Origin of the sequence: Salinisphaera sp. SWV1, assembly GCF_052044155.1 — a bacterium.
Taxonomy (GTDB): Bacteria; Pseudomonadota; Gammaproteobacteria; order Nevskiales; family Salinisphaeraceae; genus Salinisphaera.
On sequence record NZ_JBQDYE010000013.1, the window covers coordinates 23974 to 38160 of the forward strand.

Consider the following 14187-nt stretch of genomic DNA (forward strand, 5'->3'; position numbering starts at 1 on the left):
CCGCGGATGAACCGCTCAACGGCGGATTGCCCGGCCCAAGGTAACCCGAATCAAAGCCGGCGGCAGATCGGGCGCCGTGCTCAGGCGGGGGCACGCTCGCGCAGATAGGCCGTCAGCCGATCCACCTCGCCGGATGCCAGCCGCAGACCCAGCTTGGAGCGGCGCCAGATAATGTCTTCGGCCGTGCGCGCCCATTCGTGCTCGCATAGATAATCGACTTCCGCTGCGTACAGGCCGGCGCCGAAGTGCTCGCCCAGGTCGTCCAGGCTTTTCGCCCCGGCGACGATATCGCGCACGCGCGTGCCGTAGTTGAACACCATGCGATTCGCCATGCCCAGGGGGATGAACGGATGACTGGCCTGCAATGATTCGAACAGATGCTGCGGCCTGGATTCCTCACCCCCGGGCAGCGGATGGCCGTTGCCGGTCCAGGCCTTGTGCTGGTTGCCGAGTTCGGGCGCGATCTGGTCGACGGCGTCCTCGGCCAGGCGGCGGAAAGTCGTCAGCTTGCCGCCGAAGACGTTGAGCAGCGGGGCGCCGTCGGTATCGAGCTGGATGCGGTAATCGCGGGTGATCTCGCTGGCGTTGTCCTCGCGGTCGTCGAGCAGCGGGCGCACGCCGGAATAACTCCAGACCACGTCGTCCGGCGCGATCGACTGCTCGAAGTAGCGGTTCGCCGACTCGCAGAGATAGGCGATCTCGTCTTGCTCGATGGCGACCTTGCCGGGCGCGCCTTCGTGTTCCACGTCGGTGGTGCCGATCAGGGTGAAATCCTGTTCGTAGGGAATGGCGAACACGATGCGTCCGTCCGGCTGCTGGAAGATGTAGGCGTAGTCGTGATCGAACAGCTTCGGTACCACGATGTGACTGCCCTTGATCAGCCGAAGCGCGTACTGGTGGTTCATCGTCGCCACATCGTCGAGGAAACGCACCGCCCAGGGGCCGGCGGCGTTGGCGAGCCCGCGCGATTTGGCTTCGATGGTCTCGCCGGCGGCGGTCTTGAGTGTCACCTGCCAGCCATCGGCGCCGCGCGTGGCGGATTCACAGCGCGTGCGCGTCATGATGGTGGCGCCGCGGTTGGCGGCATCCATGCAGTTGAGCACGACCAGCCGCGCATCCTGGACCCAGGCGTCCGAGTAGACAAAACCCTTGTTGAACTCGGGCTTGAGCGGCGCGCCGGCCGGGTGGTCGTCGAATTTCACGCCGTGCGAGCCCGCCAGGGTCTGACGGCCGCCGAGATGGTCGTAAAGAAACAGCCCGGTACGGATCATCCAGGCCGGACGCAGATGCTTTTGATGCGGCAGGATGAATCGCATCGGCCAGATGATGTGCGGCGCGGCCTTGAGCAGCACTTCGCGCTCCGACAGGGCCTTGGCCACGAGCTTGAATTCGTACTGCTCGAGGTATCGCAGCCCGCCGTGAATGAGCTTCGTCGAAGCCGAGGACGTATGACTCGCCAGGTCGTCTGCCTCGCACAGCAGAACCGAAAGGCCTCGACCCACGGCGTCGCGGGCGATGCCGGCGCCATTGATGCCACCACCGACCACAATCAGGTCATACGTTTGCGGAGTGCTCATATCGGGATCGCCTTATGTTCGGATTAAAACCTTAGAGTTCGAAAGCGAAAACAAAAATACAACAAAAGTTGTAGAGGGCGATAGGTGAGCAGCCGGCTAACATGCAATTTCGAGTATGTGTGCTGTGCGGCCCGGGCTTGAACATAAGGACGCCAGCGGTTTGCCGGTCCCCGGCGGTTCCCGGGCCGGGCGGGACAAACACGGGTGCGACTTCGAAGCATGGGCCGCGACATCGGGGATCGTGTTGATCGGATCCGAAAGGAGAGAGTGGAGTGACAACGCCCAATCGTCCGGCTTCGGATGAACAAACGCCGACGCCGCGCCAGCGCGAGATCGTCGATCTGGTGGAGCAGCAGGGCTTCGTCGCCATCGAAGCGCTCGCGCGCAGTTTCGATATCACGCAACAGACCGCGCGTCGTGACGTCAATGCGCTGTGCAAGGCCGGGTTGTTGCGGCGTTATCACGGCGGCGCGGGTTTGCCCTCGACCGTCGAGAATCTCGCCTACGAGGCCCGCCAGGTGCTCAATCTGGAAGGCAAGCGCAAGATCGCGGAACTGGTGGCGCGCGAGATTCCCGACCACGCGTCGCTGTTTCTCACCCTGGGGACCACGACCAAGGAAACCGCGCGGGCACTGGCCGGACACAAGGGGCTGCGCGTGATCACCAACAATCTGCAGATCGCGGGCATGCTCTCGGCTTCCAAGGATGCCGAGGTCATGGTCGCCGGGGGCACGGTGCGCTCGATCGACGCCGGCGTGACCGGCGAGATGACGCTGGATTTCTTCAACAATTTCAAGGTCGATTACGCGTTGATGAGTATCTCCGGTATCGAGGCGGACGGCACGTTGTTCGATTTCGATTATCGCGAAGTACGCCTGCTGCGCGTGATCATCGCCAATGCCCGGCGCGTGTTTCTGCTCGCCGACCAGACCAAGTACAACCGTCATGCCCTGGTGCGGGCCGGCAATATCGTGGACTGCATCGACGCGCTGTTTACCGATGTGGCGCCGCCGAAGCCGCTCGCCGACCTGCTGGCCGAGGCCGGTGTATCGGTGCATGTCGCCGATTAGCGCGGCATACGGTGGTTTGGGGTGCTCGTTTCGGGGCTCTACGACTTTTGACTAGTTGTTCATGTTCGGTTTCGAACACTAAGCTCGAATCGAATAATGGTTGACGCGACGTCAACACGTATCTGATCCACGTGATAACTGGGGCATCTCTTGATGCATACGGATGAGGCAGCGGTCGGCAGCCGCCGACGGTACTTTGGAGGAGGGTGGCCATGTCGCTAGTGCTCGACAATGTGTCCAAGGTCGTGGGCGGCGAGACCCACATCGCACCGATGGATCTCGAGCTGGAAAGCGGTTCGCTGTCGCTGTTGCTCGGCCTGACGCTGTCCGGCAAGACGTCGCTGATGCGGCTGATGGCCGGCCTGGACAAGCCCACGAGCGGGCGCGTTGTCGTCGAAGGCACGGATGTGACGGGCCGGCCGGTGCGAAAGCGCAATGTGGCGATGGTCTATCAGCAGTTCATCAACTATCCGTCGCTGACGGTGTACGAGAATATTGCCTCGCCCCTGCGAATCGCCGGCGTGTCGAGTTCGGAGATTGATCGTCGGGTGCGCGCCGAGGCCGAGCGCCTGCACATCGAAGCGATGCTCGATCGTCTGCCGGCCGAGTTGTCCGGTGGGCAACAACAGCGTACGGCCATGGCTCGCGCCCTGGTTCGCGACGCCGAGCTGGTGCTTCTGGATGAACCGCTCGTCAATCTCGATTACAAGCTGCGCGAGACCTTACGCGAAGAGCTGCCGAAGGCGCTCGAGGGTCGCCGTTCGATCGTGGTCTATGCCACGACCGATCCCTGGGAAGCGCTGGCCTTCGGCGGCCGTACCGCTGTTCTCGAAGAGGGGCGCCTGCTGCAGTACGACTACGCGGCGAATGTCTACGCGGCCCCGGCCACGACGCACGTGGCCAGTGTGTTCAGCGATCCGCCGATGAACATCATCAACGGCGAAATCCGGGGCGATGAGCTGCACGTGGGCGATCTGCTTCGCACCGCGCGCCCCGCGGCGCTGTCCGGGCTGGCCGACGGTTCGTACCTGTTCGGCGTGCGCCCGCCCCATCTAATCGTCAACCCCGACCCCGATACCGGCGGCCAGCGCATCGATACGACCGTGGATGTCACCGAGATCAGTGGCTCCGATACGTACGTGCATTGCCAGGTGGAAGGCCGGCCCTGGGTGGCCGTGCAGTTGGGCGTTCACCAGCACGATCTCGGCGCCCCGCTTTCGCTGGGTTTCCATCCGGACAAGTTGTTCGTCTTCGATCATGACGAGCAGCTGGTTCATTCGCCCGAAGCCGGCGCCGACCGATAAGACGAGGGAGCCAACCACTATGGCCTTGATTCGTTTCGACGGCGTAGCGCACAGCTATTCCGGCCAGGCCGGACGGCCGGAAGATTATGCGCTGCAGCCGATGAACTTCAGCTGGGACGACGGCGGGGCATATGCCTTGCTCGGCCCGTCCGGCTGCGGCAAAAGTACGTTGTTGAATATCTGTTCCGGGCTGCTCAAGCCGTCCGAGGGGCGCGTGTTCTTTGGCGATCGCGACGTGACCGACCTGTCGCCGGAGCGCCGCAACATCGCACAGGTGTTCCAGTTCCCGGTGCTGTACGACTCGATGAGTGTGTACGACAACCTGGCGTTTCCGCTGCGTAACCGAAAGGTCGAGCGCAGTCACATCGACCGCCGCGTCCGGGAAGTCGCCGAGATGCTTGACCTCGGCGATGTCCTCAAGCGCCGCGCCAGCGGGCTGGGCGCGGAACTCAAGCAGAAGATTTCCATGGGGCGCGGACTGGTGCGCGACGACACCTCGGCGATCCTGTTCGATGAGCCGTTGACGGTGATCGATCCGCAGCTGAAGTGGCGCTTGCGGCGTCAGCTCAAGGAAGTGCACAAGCAGTTCAGCCACACCATGATCTATGTCACCCACGACCAGATCGAGGCGCTGACGTTCGCCGACAAGGTGGTGGTGATGTCGGATGGTGAAATCGTACAGGTGGGCACGCCGCAGGAGTTGTTCGAGCGGCCCGAGCACACCTTCGTCGGGTTTTTCATCGGCAGCCCCGGGATGAACTTCATCAAATGCCGCATCGACGGCGATTCGGCCGTGGTCGGCGAGCGTCGTATCGCGCTCACACCGGCTCAGGCGCAGGCGGCGGCCGAGGCGGATGGCGGCGAGTACAAGCTGGGCATCCGGCCCGAGTTCGTCGAGCCGGCAGCGCCGGGCGAGGGGTTCGCGGTCGACGTGAGCGCGATCGCCGATATGGGTGAGTTCCATCTGGTGACGGCCGATCTGGACGGTAACGAACTCAAGATCAAGCTCGCCGACGCCCACGCCCATATCCGGGACGACGCGTTGCACGTGCATTTCCCGTCCGAGTGGCTTTGCCTGTATCGCAACGAGCGTCTGATCGGTCACAAAGTCGAGGTGGCGGCATGAACAACAACCGTTTTGCCGACAACAAGGCGTGGTTCCTGGTCCTGCCAGCCACGCTGCTTGTCGCTTTTTCGTCGTTGATCCCGTTCATCGCGGTGGTCAATTACAGCCTGCAGATCGTGTTCAACATGAGCACCCACTCGTTCATCGGCTGGTCGACCTTCCACGATGCGCTGACGAACGAGGAGTTCCGCGGCGCGCTCGGGCGCCAGGTGCTGTTCACCGCAATCGTGCTCGCGATCGAAGTGCCGCTGGGTATCGGTGTGGCGCTGACGATGCCGCGCAGCGGGCGAGCGGTCGGGCCGATCATGGTCGTGCTCGCGCTGCCGCTGCTGGTGCCGTGGAATGTGGTCGGGCTGATCTGGCAGATCTTCGCCCGTGGCGATATCGGCCTGTTCGGCGCGTTCGTCAATAACGTGCTGCACATCAACTACAACTACGCCACCGGGAGTCTATCGGCCTGGTTCACGGTGGTACTGATGAGCGTCTGGCACTGGACGTCGCTGATCGCGCTGCTGTGCTATGCGGGGCTGTGCGCCATTCCCGGTGCGTTCTACCAGGCCGCGCGTATCGACGGCGCTTCGCGCTGGGCGGTGTTTCGTTTCATCGAGCTGCCCAAGCTGCGTGGCGTGCTCACGATCGCGATCCTGTTGCGCTTCGTCTACAGCTTCAAGGTCTACGCCGAGCCCCTGACGGTGACCGGTGGCGGCCCGGGAAGCTCGACGACCTTCATGACCGAAATGCTTACGAATACGGCCATCGGCCAGTTCGCTTACGGCAAGGCGGCCGCCTACGGTTTGCTCTACTTCCTGATCATTCTGCTGATCAGCTATGTGTTCTACATCGTGCTGACTCGTGTGGGCACGAGCGACGGAGGCCAATAAGATGACGATTCGTCGTATTTGCCTGACGCTTTTCATCCTGTTCCTGCTGATCCCGATCTACTGGTTGGTCATGATGTCGTTCAAGTCCAACACCGAGATCACGACGCAGCTGACGTTGTGGCCGAACCACTGGACGCTCGGCCACTATCAGGACATTTTCAATAGCGAAAAATGGACCGGGTCGTTCCTGCATTCGTTGTCGTATGTTGCCTTGAATGTGGCGATTACGTTGCCACTGGCGATTCCGGCGGCGTATGCGTTCTCCCGCTACGATTTTCTCGCCGACAAGCACCTGTTCTTCTGGTTTCTCACCAACCTGATGGCGCCGCCTGCGGTGTTCCTGATTCCGTATTTCCAGCTGTATCACAGCATCCACCTGTTCGACACGGTGTATGCAGTGGCCCTGGCGCATACCCTGTTCAATCTGCCCCTGGCGGTCTGGATACTGGAAGGCTTCATGTCGGGGGTGCCGCGTGAAATCGATGAAACCGCGTATCTCGACGGCTATTCGCTGCCGCGCTTTTTCATCAAGATCTTCCTGCCGCTGATCGGTTCGGGTATCGGTGTGGCCGCTTTCTTCTGCTTCATGTTCAGCTGGATCGAGCTGCTACTGGCCAACACGCTGACATCGAGTAATGCCATGCCCTTCGCCACCATGATGAGCAGTGCTTTTACTGCGTCCGGTACGGACTGGGGCATTCTCGCCGCTGCCGGCACGCTCACGCTCATCCCGGGTGTTCTGGTGATTTGGTTCGTGCGTCACCGAATCGCCTCCGGTTTCGCCCTGGGTCGGGTCTAGTCAGGAGTTCGCGACATGCAATGGATGCTTTGGACCGTACCCACGGCCGCGTTTTTCATCGGGATTGTGGCCATACTGATCGTGATGACGATCTGGCAATTCATTCAGCCCACACGCGAACGTCGTGGCTGGATCATTCCCATGAGCACCACCCGGGGCGACCGGCTGTTCATCGGCCTGCTCAGCTCGGCCTATCTCACCGCGCTCTGGGTGGCGCTGGTACCGCTGTCGAGTTGGTATCTGCTGGTGCTGGTCGTGCTGCTGATCGTCGGGCTCATACTGTTCGGCTAACGCGGCTATAGCGCAAGACTTCAGGCCGATCGCATCGCAACGGTTCGCAGGCGATGCGCGCGGCCCTACCACCGGTTCGTATTTGCTCGGGCCGGCTCATACTGCGATCGGAAGGAGATCGAAATGACTAAAAAGCATGAGGACGACCCGCAGGGTCGGACGGGGGAGAAGGCGCCGCGGGGATTCAATCCCAATCGTCGCAATTTCCTGCGTTCGGGGGCAGCCGCTGCCGCGGGCATGGCCGCGGTTCCGTTTATCGGCACCTCTGCACAGGCGGCCACGGCTTCATCCGGCGGCATCAGCAGCCTGCCGCCGCTGGGCCAGGTGCCGAGTTACAAGGACTACGGTCGCGGCAAGAAGGGCATGGAAGCGGCCGAGAACTGGGTGACCGATTTCCTCCAGCCGTCCACGCTGACCAAGGATCAGCAGATGGCCGAGATGAAATTCCTGCATGAAGCCGCGGCGCCGTACCGCGGGATGCAGATCAATGTCGTGTCGGAAGTAACCGGCACGCATCAGTTCGAGGCCAATATCCTGTCGAAGGCGTTCGAGCAGATCACCGGCATCAAGGTCAGCCATGACACGATGCAGGAAGGCGATACCGTCTCGAAGCTCGAAACGCAGATGGCCACGGGCACTGATGTGTACGACCTGTTCATCAACGATTCCGACTTCATCGGTACGCATCCCCGCATGGACGATGTGATTCCGATTACCGACTACATCACCGGCGAGGGCAAGGACATCACCCTGTCGACGCTGGATGTGGACGACTTCATCGGCAAGAGCTTCGTTACCTGGCCGCTCGACAACAAGATGTACATGATTCCGGACGGCCAGTTCGCGAATCTGTACTGGTACCGCAAGGACTGGTTCGATCGTCCGGACCTGAAGAAGCGATTCAAGGCCAAGTACGGTTACGAGCTCGATGTGCCGGTCAACTGGTCGGCCTACGAGGACATCGCCGACTTCTTCACCAACGATGTCAAGCACCTCGACGGCAAGCGGATCTACGGCCATATGGACTATGGCAAGAAGGACCCGTCGCTTGGCTGGCGTATCCACGACTCCTGGCTGTCGATGGCCGGCATGAGTGATAAGGGATTGCCATTCGGGCACCCGGTGGATGACTGGGGCATTCGTGTCAACGAGGCGCAGAATCCGGTCGGCGCCAGCGTCGAGCGCGGTGGGGCGACCAACAGCCCGGCGGCGGTCTATGCCATCACCAAGTACAAGGAATGGCTGCAGAAGTATGCGCCGCCGGAAGCCGCGGGCATGACCTTCTCGGAGGCCGGTCCGGTGCCGGCGCAGGGCCAGATCGCCCAGCAGATCTTCTGGTATACCGCGTTTGCATCGAGCATGACCAAGCCCGGTCTGCCGGTGGTGAACGACGACGGTACGCCGAAATGGCGTATGGCGCCGTCGCCGCACGGTCCATACTGGGAAGCGGGCATGAAGCTGGGTTATCAGGATTGCGGCTCCTGGATCCTGCCCAAGACGACCCCGACGAAAAAGCGGGCTGCGAGCTGGCTGTATGCCCAGTTCTGCATCTGCAAGTCGGTTTCCCTGCGCAAGAGCTGGGCGGCGCTGACGCCGTTCCGGACTTCGGATATCAATTCCAAGGAAATGGGCGAGGCTGCGCCGTATCTCGGTGGCCTGGTCGAATTCTTCCGTAGCCCGGCGCACAAGTACTGGACACCCACCGGTACCAACGTCCCGGCCTACGGCAAGATGACCTCGGCCTGGTGGAAGAACATCGCGCAGATCAACAGCGGTGCCCTCACACCCCAGGAGGGTATGGACAAGGTGGCCGAGGAGCTCGACGAGGTCATGCATCGGATCCAGATCGCGGGTCTGGAAAAAGTGGCGCCGCCGAAGCTCAATCCGAAGAAGAGCAAGGAGTACTGGCTCAAGCAGCCGGGTTCCCCGAAGCCGAAACTGGCCAACGAGAACCCGCCGGGCGAAACGCTACCGTACGAGGAGTTGTTGAAAGCCTTCAACGACCCGTCATCGATCGGTAAGCACGCGTCCAAGGGCAAAAGTTGATGGGTTAGGCGTCATCAACGATCCTTCGTGATGGCAGGCGGCCCGGCGTGTTACGTCGGGCCGCGTCTTTTTGTGGCCCGGCAACATGTGGTAGCCCATTCTTTGACAGCGCGTTTCGATACGAGGTGAAACAACCCATGAGCGATTCCGAACTCGATATGCAGGTCGGGCATTTCTTCGCCACGCCGGTCGCGGCGACGCTGCTCGACGACAGCGCGGCGCGTAACGCCGATCTCAAGGAGCGTATCCTCGCCGAACGTGCGCGCGAGGGATCGATCGCGGCGTCGAATCTTGGCGGCTGGCACTCCGGTCGTCCGGTGGACCAATGGGCCGGTCCACGCATGGAAGAAGTGCTTGCGGCCGCGCGCCAGATGGCCGATCGCTTGACCGTGGATCGCTCGGGTCAGCCTGTACGGGCCCACTGGTCGGCCCGTGCCTGGGCCAATATCAATGAACACGGGCACGCCAACGAATTCCATTATCACCCGGGCGTGTACTGGTCGGGCACGTACTACGTCGACGACGGCGGCCGCGCGAGCGATGAATCGTTCGGCGGCGAGTTCGAAATCATGGACCCTCGCGGGCCGGGCGTGGCCATGTACGCGCCCTCACTCGTGTTCAGGGACGGCGGCCACAACACCGGGGGTACGAACGTGCGGTTCACGCCGCGTGCGGGACTGCTCATGCTGTTCCCGGGTTGGCTTTATCATCAGGTGCGCCCGTATCTCGGGCCGGCGCAGCGTATTTCCATCGCGTTCAACCTGAGTCTCGGCGACAGCCGTTCGCCGTAAGAGGCGGCAAGCATGCGTGTGATCTTTCGTTGCGATCCTCATCTGCAAGGGCACTTGCCCGAGCCCCTGGCGGCGCGCGCGGCGCTGCCGGACTGGCTGCGGCAGATGCCGAGTACGGCTCATTCCGAGACCCACGGCGGCGACATCCGCACGGTCAAGCAATGCCCGCCATTCGTCGATGCGATGACCCATGGCTTCGTGTTCACGTTGCCTTGCGACGTGCATGTCCGGGACGGGGTGTTTTCCTGGGACTGGTCGTTGCCGCAACCGGCAGCACGCATGCACCCGCGGGCGCCGCTGAGTTTCCATGTGCCGGCCCAGGTCGAGGGCACGCCGTTTCATGCCGACGATCGCGTGATCGTGAAGTTCAACAGTTTCTGGACCGTCGAATTGCCGGACGGCTGGTCGTTGTTCGCCATGCCGCCGGCCAACCGTACCGATCTGCCGTTTCAGGCCTTGTCGGGGCTGGTCGATGCCGATCGATACCATGACGTTGGCATCCTGTTCCCCGCGATCTGGACACAGCCCGGTTTCGAAGGCGTTCTGGCGCGCGGTACGCCGGTGGTGCAGTGCTTTCCGGTGCAGCGTGAGCCGCTCGAATACGTGTTCCAGGCATTCGATGCCGAGGAAACGGCGGCTTACGACGCCCTGGGACGGCGATTGCTGGACGACAAGGGCATCTACCGCAAGCAGTACCGGGCGCCGCGTTCACGCACGCCTGGCCAGTGAACGACGCAGCGCGCGCGGGTCGAGCCACAATTGCCCCGTCGGCGCCGAGGTCAGCGCTTGCGCCACCCGATTGAAGCACGCGGGCTTGATGCGCACGGCCCGGGCATAGGCATCCAGTGCAGTCTCGATATCGCCGCTGTCCTGCAGGCTGATGCCAAGGTTGAGGGCCGCTTCGAACATTTCCGGTCGGGCGGACAACGCATGGCGATACGCCGCCGCCGCCGCGGCCGGCCGGTTCAGGTCCTGTTCGACCAACCCGAGATGAAACCAGGCTTCGGCAAAATCCGGCGCCTTGTCCACCGTGACCCGCAGTGCGGTACGCGCGGCCTCGCAGTCACCGGCCGCGTAATGGGCACGGCCCAGTTTGTGGTGAAGCCGGACATCATCCGCGCCGCGGCGCTGGAATGTGGCCAGCCAGTCTGCCGCAGCCGCCGCGTCACCGCCCGCGATCATGAGATCGGCTTTTTCGAGCAGGGCGGCCAGCGGTGGTTCCGGCGCGGCCAGGGCCTGATCGAATGCCACCATGGCCGCGTTCGATTGCCCCAGTTCGGTGAGCGTGCGCCCGAGTTGCAGCCAGCCCGGGCCATGGGCGGGATAGGCCTGCAGGCGGGGCAGCAGGGTGTTGGCGCGCTCATCGCCGCGCCGCAGCAGCTCGCAGACCGTATCGAACAGCGCCTGAGCGGCGCTCGCCTGTCGCGCGGGGTCGCTGTTGCGGGCGGGGGGCTGTGGCATGGGCGATGGATTCCGGGGCGGTCGGTCTGTTTGGCAATATATCGCGCCTCGACGGCCGGCCCAACAGGCCCCATGCCGCAAGCATGGCGGACCACCCGGGCGCTGCGACCGGCCGCGGCCATCGTCCGGTCCCGGCCTGCGATGCCGGACGGCGCGCCCGGGCATCGATCGGGGCGGCATCGCGCCGGGCGACGTGATCGCGGGCCCCCTCAGGCGATGGCGCCGCCACCGTCCACGCGAACCACCGAGCCGGTGGCAAAGCCGGTGATCATCAGATAATGCACGGCATTGGCGATATCGCCGGCGCGGCCGGCGCGGCCCACCGGCAGATGCTCGGCTGCGTCGGTCATGAGTTCGCGTTTGCGCGTTTGCGGCATATCGTCCCAGAGGGGCGTGTCGATCATGCCCGGCGATACCGCATTCACGCGCACCGGGGCCAGCTCCAGTGCCAGACCCCGCATGAGCCCTTCCAATGCAGCGTTGATCGCCCCCTGCAATGTGGCACCCGGGGACGGGCGCTCCGACAGAAAGCCGGAGACGAGCGTAATGGTGCCGCCGTCGGCCATGCGGGCGGCGCGTACCGCGCGATAGGCGCCCCAGAACTTGCTGTCCATGGAACCATAGGCATCGTCGAGCGTCATGGTGCGCATGCCGCCGCGGGCCGTGGCCGCGGACGACACGATCAGGTGATCCCAGCTCGCATTATCGGTGAAGAAACGCTCGACCGCGCCATTGTCGCCGGTATCGAGCACGGCCGTGCGCACCCCGTGACCGATGCTTTCGGCCGCGTGCGCCAGCTTGTCCGCCGAGCGGGACGCGATGGTCACCTCGGCGCCGGATTCGGCGCTGCGGCGGGCCACGGCCTCGCCAATGCCGGAACTGCCACCAATGACCAGAACCCGGGTTTGTACCAGCGACGCCATGGTCGTCTCCTCACGTGGTTGCCTTGGATATAACGATAAGCCCTGTGTCGTGCGCGCGTGAAGGCCGGGGGCGCAATGAGGGTGTCGCCGCGGTGGCGGTGGCTGCCGCGCCCCGGCGCGAACAGCCGCTGTCGAACGGGCATAATGGATGGCCCGATACGTTCTGCTTGCTGGTGATGTCCGACGCTGCCCCGGTCGATTCCGACGCCGATACCTCCTGGATGCGCGTAGCACTCGATCTGGCGGCCGCCGCCGGGGCGGCGGGTGAAGTGCCGGTCGGGGCGGTCGTCGTGCGCGACGGCATCGCGCTCGGCAGCGGCCGCAACGGCCCGATCGCGGCCTGCGATGCCACGGCACATGCCGAAATCGTGGCCATTCGGGCGGCGTGTGCCGCCGTCGGCAACTACCGGCTGCCGGGGGCGACGCTGTATTGCACGCTCGAGCCGTGCGCCATGTGCGCCGGGGCGATCGGCCATGCCCGCATCGCGCGCGTGATCTACGGCGCCGACGATTTTCGTGCCGGCGCGGCGCACTCCATATTTGCGGTGTTCGACGAGCCGCGGCTCAATCATCGCGTGGCGCACCGGGGCGGTGTGCTCGCCGATGAAAGCGCCGATCTCCTGCGGCGTTTCTTTCGAGCACGGCGCGCCAGCGGGCGCTGAGCGGCGAGCGGCCAGCGCCTCATGCTTTCGGATGTATAGGCGAGGCCGGGCCGCGGTGGTAGCCTCGCCGCATGACTACACGAAAGACATGGCGCGTCGCTGTTCTGCCCGGCGACGGCATCGGCCCCGAAGTGATCGCCCAGGCCACCCGTGCGCTCGATGCGCTGGCCGAGGTCGAGCCCGATCTGGCGATCGATTACGATACGTTCGACTGGCCCTCGCATGCGTGGCACGAAGCGCATGGCGAATCGGCCCCGGCCGATTACCTGGCGCGGCTGGCCGGCTACGACGCGATCCTGCTGGGCGCGCTCGGCGACCCGGGCCCGACCACCGACCCGGATCGGTATCTGTTGTCCGATTCGGATTCGCTGGCGCCATTGCTCGAGATCCGCAAGGGCTTCGATCAATGGGTGTGCGAACGGCCGGTACGCCGGCTGGAAGGCGCGCCGCAGTATCTGGCCGATCCCCGGGCGGCCGATATCGACATGCTCGTCATCCGCGAGAACAGCGAGGGCGAGTATGTGAACCAGGGCGGGCGGCTGGCCGCCGGCACGCCGAATGAAGTGGTCACCCAGACCGCGGTGTTCACCCATCGCGCCACCGACCGCATCATCCGGCATGCCTTCGAGCAGGCCCGGGCACGCGCGGCCGTGCGCCTGAGCGAAGGCCGCGAACGCCAGTTCGGCGTCGACAAGCACGCCAGCCAGGTGTGTCTGGTCACCAAGCGCAACGCCCAGAAATTCTGGGGCGATATGTACACGGAAATGTTCGCGACCATCGCGCAAGACTATCCGGATGTCGCCACCCATCACGAACTGGTCGATGCGGCCTGCATGAAGTTCGTCTCCCATCCGTGGATGTTCGACGTGGTGGTGGCCTCCAATCTGCACGGCGATATCCTCACCGACCTGGCGGCGGTGCTCAACGGTGGCATGGGGGTGTCGCCCTCGGCCAACCTGAACCCGTCCGATCGCTCGCGCCCGCCGATGTTCGAGCCCACCCACGGCAGCGCGCCGGATATCGCCGGCCAGAACAAGGCGGGGCCGGCGGCCATGCTGCTGACCGCGGCCATGATGCTCGACTGGATGGGCGAGGAGGACGCGGTGGCCGCGCGCGCGGGCATGCGTCTGCGTAACGCGGTGGCGGCGGACCTGGCCGCTCATGCCGGCGATGCGCGCGCCACCGACGTGATCGGCGACGCTGTACTGGCGGCGCTTCGCGAGGCGCGTACGTAAGACTGGAGGAGATCGGCCGGA

Annotated in this window: 14 protein-coding genes; 11 read left to right on the plus strand and 3 right to left on the minus strand. The window is 63.9% G+C overall.

Annotated elements, in window-relative coordinates; all coding sequences use genetic code 11:
- Positions 1-80: 80 nt before the first annotated feature.
- Entirely contained in the window at positions 81-1577 is a 1497-nt protein-coding gene (gene glpD, locus ACS8YF_RS08235; RefSeq protein ID WP_440849736.1) for a glycerol-3-phosphate dehydrogenase, read from the minus strand.
- Positions 1578-1849: 272 nt separating this feature from the next.
- Between glpD and ACS8YF_RS08240 the strand changes: the two genes are divergently transcribed.
- From ACS8YF_RS08240 to ACS8YF_RS08280, 9 genes are all read left to right on the plus strand, one after another.
- Positions 1850-2647 carry a DeoR/GlpR family DNA-binding transcription regulator gene (locus ACS8YF_RS08240; RefSeq protein ID WP_440849737.1) on the plus strand — a complete coding sequence of 266 codons (798 nt, stop codon included), beginning with the start codon at positions 1850-1852 and terminating at the stop codon, positions 2645-2647.
- 212 nt (positions 2648-2859) lie between these two features.
- Positions 2860-3951, plus strand: coding sequence for an ABC transporter ATP-binding protein (locus ACS8YF_RS08245; protein ID WP_440849738.1), 1092 nt, complete (start codon positions 2860-2862; stop codon positions 3949-3951).
- A 19-nt stretch (positions 3952-3970) separates the two neighbouring features.
- Positions 3971-5077, plus strand: a complete 1107-nt coding sequence (locus tag ACS8YF_RS08250; protein ID WP_440849739.1) for an ABC transporter ATP-binding protein — start codon at positions 3971-3973, stop codon at positions 5075-5077.
- A complete protein-coding gene (locus ACS8YF_RS08255) occupies positions 5074-5958 on the plus strand; it encodes a carbohydrate ABC transporter permease (RefSeq protein WP_440849740.1) in 885 nt (294 codons plus the stop codon). The genes ACS8YF_RS08250 and ACS8YF_RS08255 overlap by 4 nt, the downstream gene beginning before the upstream one ends.
- Before the next feature lies 1 nt (position 5959).
- The gene (locus tag ACS8YF_RS08260; RefSeq protein WP_440849741.1) at positions 5960-6757 is read left to right on the plus strand and encodes a carbohydrate ABC transporter permease; all 798 of its coding nucleotides are present in this window, start codon (positions 5960-5962) and stop codon (positions 6755-6757) included.
- Positions 6758-6772: 15 nt separating this feature from the next.
- A complete protein-coding gene (locus ACS8YF_RS08265) occupies positions 6773-7048 on the plus strand; it encodes a DUF2160 domain-containing protein (protein WP_440849742.1) in 276 nt (91 codons plus the stop codon).
- 123 nt (positions 7049-7171) lie between these two features.
- On the plus strand, positions 7172-9094 hold the full coding sequence (locus tag ACS8YF_RS08270; RefSeq protein WP_440849743.1) for an ABC transporter substrate-binding protein: 1923 nt from the start codon (positions 7172-7174) through the stop codon (positions 9092-9094).
- A gap of 137 nt (positions 9095-9231) precedes the next feature.
- Positions 9232-9885: a TIGR02466 family protein gene (locus ACS8YF_RS08275; protein ID WP_440849744.1), complete on the plus strand. Its 654-nt coding sequence runs from the start codon at positions 9232-9234 to the stop codon at positions 9883-9885.
- Between the two features lie 12 nt (positions 9886-9897).
- Entirely contained in the window at positions 9898-10614 is a 717-nt protein-coding gene (locus tag ACS8YF_RS08280) for a hypothetical protein (protein WP_440849745.1), read from the plus strand.
- Here ACS8YF_RS08280 and ACS8YF_RS08285 read toward each other — a convergent pair.
- Together ACS8YF_RS08285 and ACS8YF_RS08290 are read right to left on the minus strand one after the other, a co-directional pair.
- Positions 10594-11346 (minus strand): tetratricopeptide repeat protein, encoded by a 753-nt coding sequence (locus ACS8YF_RS08285; RefSeq protein WP_440849746.1) that lies wholly within the window; start codon positions 11344-11346, stop codon positions 10594-10596. The two genes, ACS8YF_RS08280 and ACS8YF_RS08285, sit on opposite strands and share 21 nt — an antisense overlap.
- Positions 11347-11555: 209 nt before the next feature.
- A complete protein-coding gene (locus ACS8YF_RS08290; protein WP_440849747.1) occupies positions 11556-12269 on the minus strand; it encodes an SDR family oxidoreductase in 714 nt (237 codons plus the stop codon).
- 44 nt (positions 12270-12313) lie between these two features.
- On the opposite strand from ACS8YF_RS08290, the gene tadA reads away from it, so the two are divergent.
- Entirely contained in the window at positions 12314-12931 is a 618-nt protein-coding gene (tadA, locus tag ACS8YF_RS08295) for a tRNA adenosine(34) deaminase TadA (protein ID WP_440849748.1), read from the plus strand.
- Positions 12932-13002: 71 nt separating this feature from the next.
- Positions 13003-14166, plus strand: coding sequence for an isocitrate/isopropylmalate dehydrogenase family protein (locus ACS8YF_RS08300; protein WP_440849749.1), 1164 nt, complete (start codon positions 13003-13005; stop codon positions 14164-14166).
- Positions 14167-14187: the final 21 nt, after the last annotated feature.

Excerpts from the sequence above, each read along its gene's own strand:
- glpD (WP_440849736.1), bottom strand. The coding sequence starts at position 1,577 with ATGAGCACTCCGCAAACGTATGACCTGATTGTGGTCGGTGGTGGCATC.
- ACS8YF_RS08245 (WP_440849738.1), top strand. The coding sequence starts at position 2,860 with ATGTCGCTAGTGCTCGACAATGTGTCCAAGGTCGTGGGCGGCGAGACC.
- ACS8YF_RS08250 (WP_440849739.1), top strand. The coding sequence starts at position 3,971 with ATGGCCTTGATTCGTTTCGACGGCGTAGCGCACAGCTATTCCGGCCAG.
- ACS8YF_RS08255 (WP_440849740.1), top strand. The coding sequence starts at position 5,074 with ATGAACAACAACCGTTTTGCCGACAACAAGGCGTGGTTCCTGGTCCTG.
- ACS8YF_RS08260 (WP_440849741.1), top strand. The coding sequence starts at position 5,960 with ATGACGATTCGTCGTATTTGCCTGACGCTTTTCATCCTGTTCCTGCTG.
- ACS8YF_RS08265 (WP_440849742.1), top strand. The coding sequence starts at position 6,773 with ATGCAATGGATGCTTTGGACCGTACCCACGGCCGCGTTTTTCATCGGG.
- ACS8YF_RS08270 (WP_440849743.1), top strand. The coding sequence starts at position 7,172 with ATGACTAAAAAGCATGAGGACGACCCGCAGGGTCGGACGGGGGAGAAG.
- ACS8YF_RS08275 (WP_440849744.1), top strand. The coding sequence starts at position 9,232 with ATGAGCGATTCCGAACTCGATATGCAGGTCGGGCATTTCTTCGCCACG.
- ACS8YF_RS08280 (WP_440849745.1), top strand. The coding sequence starts at position 9,898 with ATGCGTGTGATCTTTCGTTGCGATCCTCATCTGCAAGGGCACTTGCCC.
- ACS8YF_RS08285 (WP_440849746.1), bottom strand. The coding sequence starts at position 11,346 with ATGCCACAGCCCCCCGCCCGCAACAGCGACCCCGCGCGACAGGCGAGC.
- ACS8YF_RS08290 (WP_440849747.1), bottom strand. The coding sequence starts at position 12,269 with ATGGCGTCGCTGGTACAAACCCGGGTTCTGGTCATTGGTGGCAGTTCC.
- ACS8YF_RS08300 (WP_440849749.1), top strand. The coding sequence starts at position 13,003 with ATGACTACACGAAAGACATGGCGCGTCGCTGTTCTGCCCGGCGACGGC.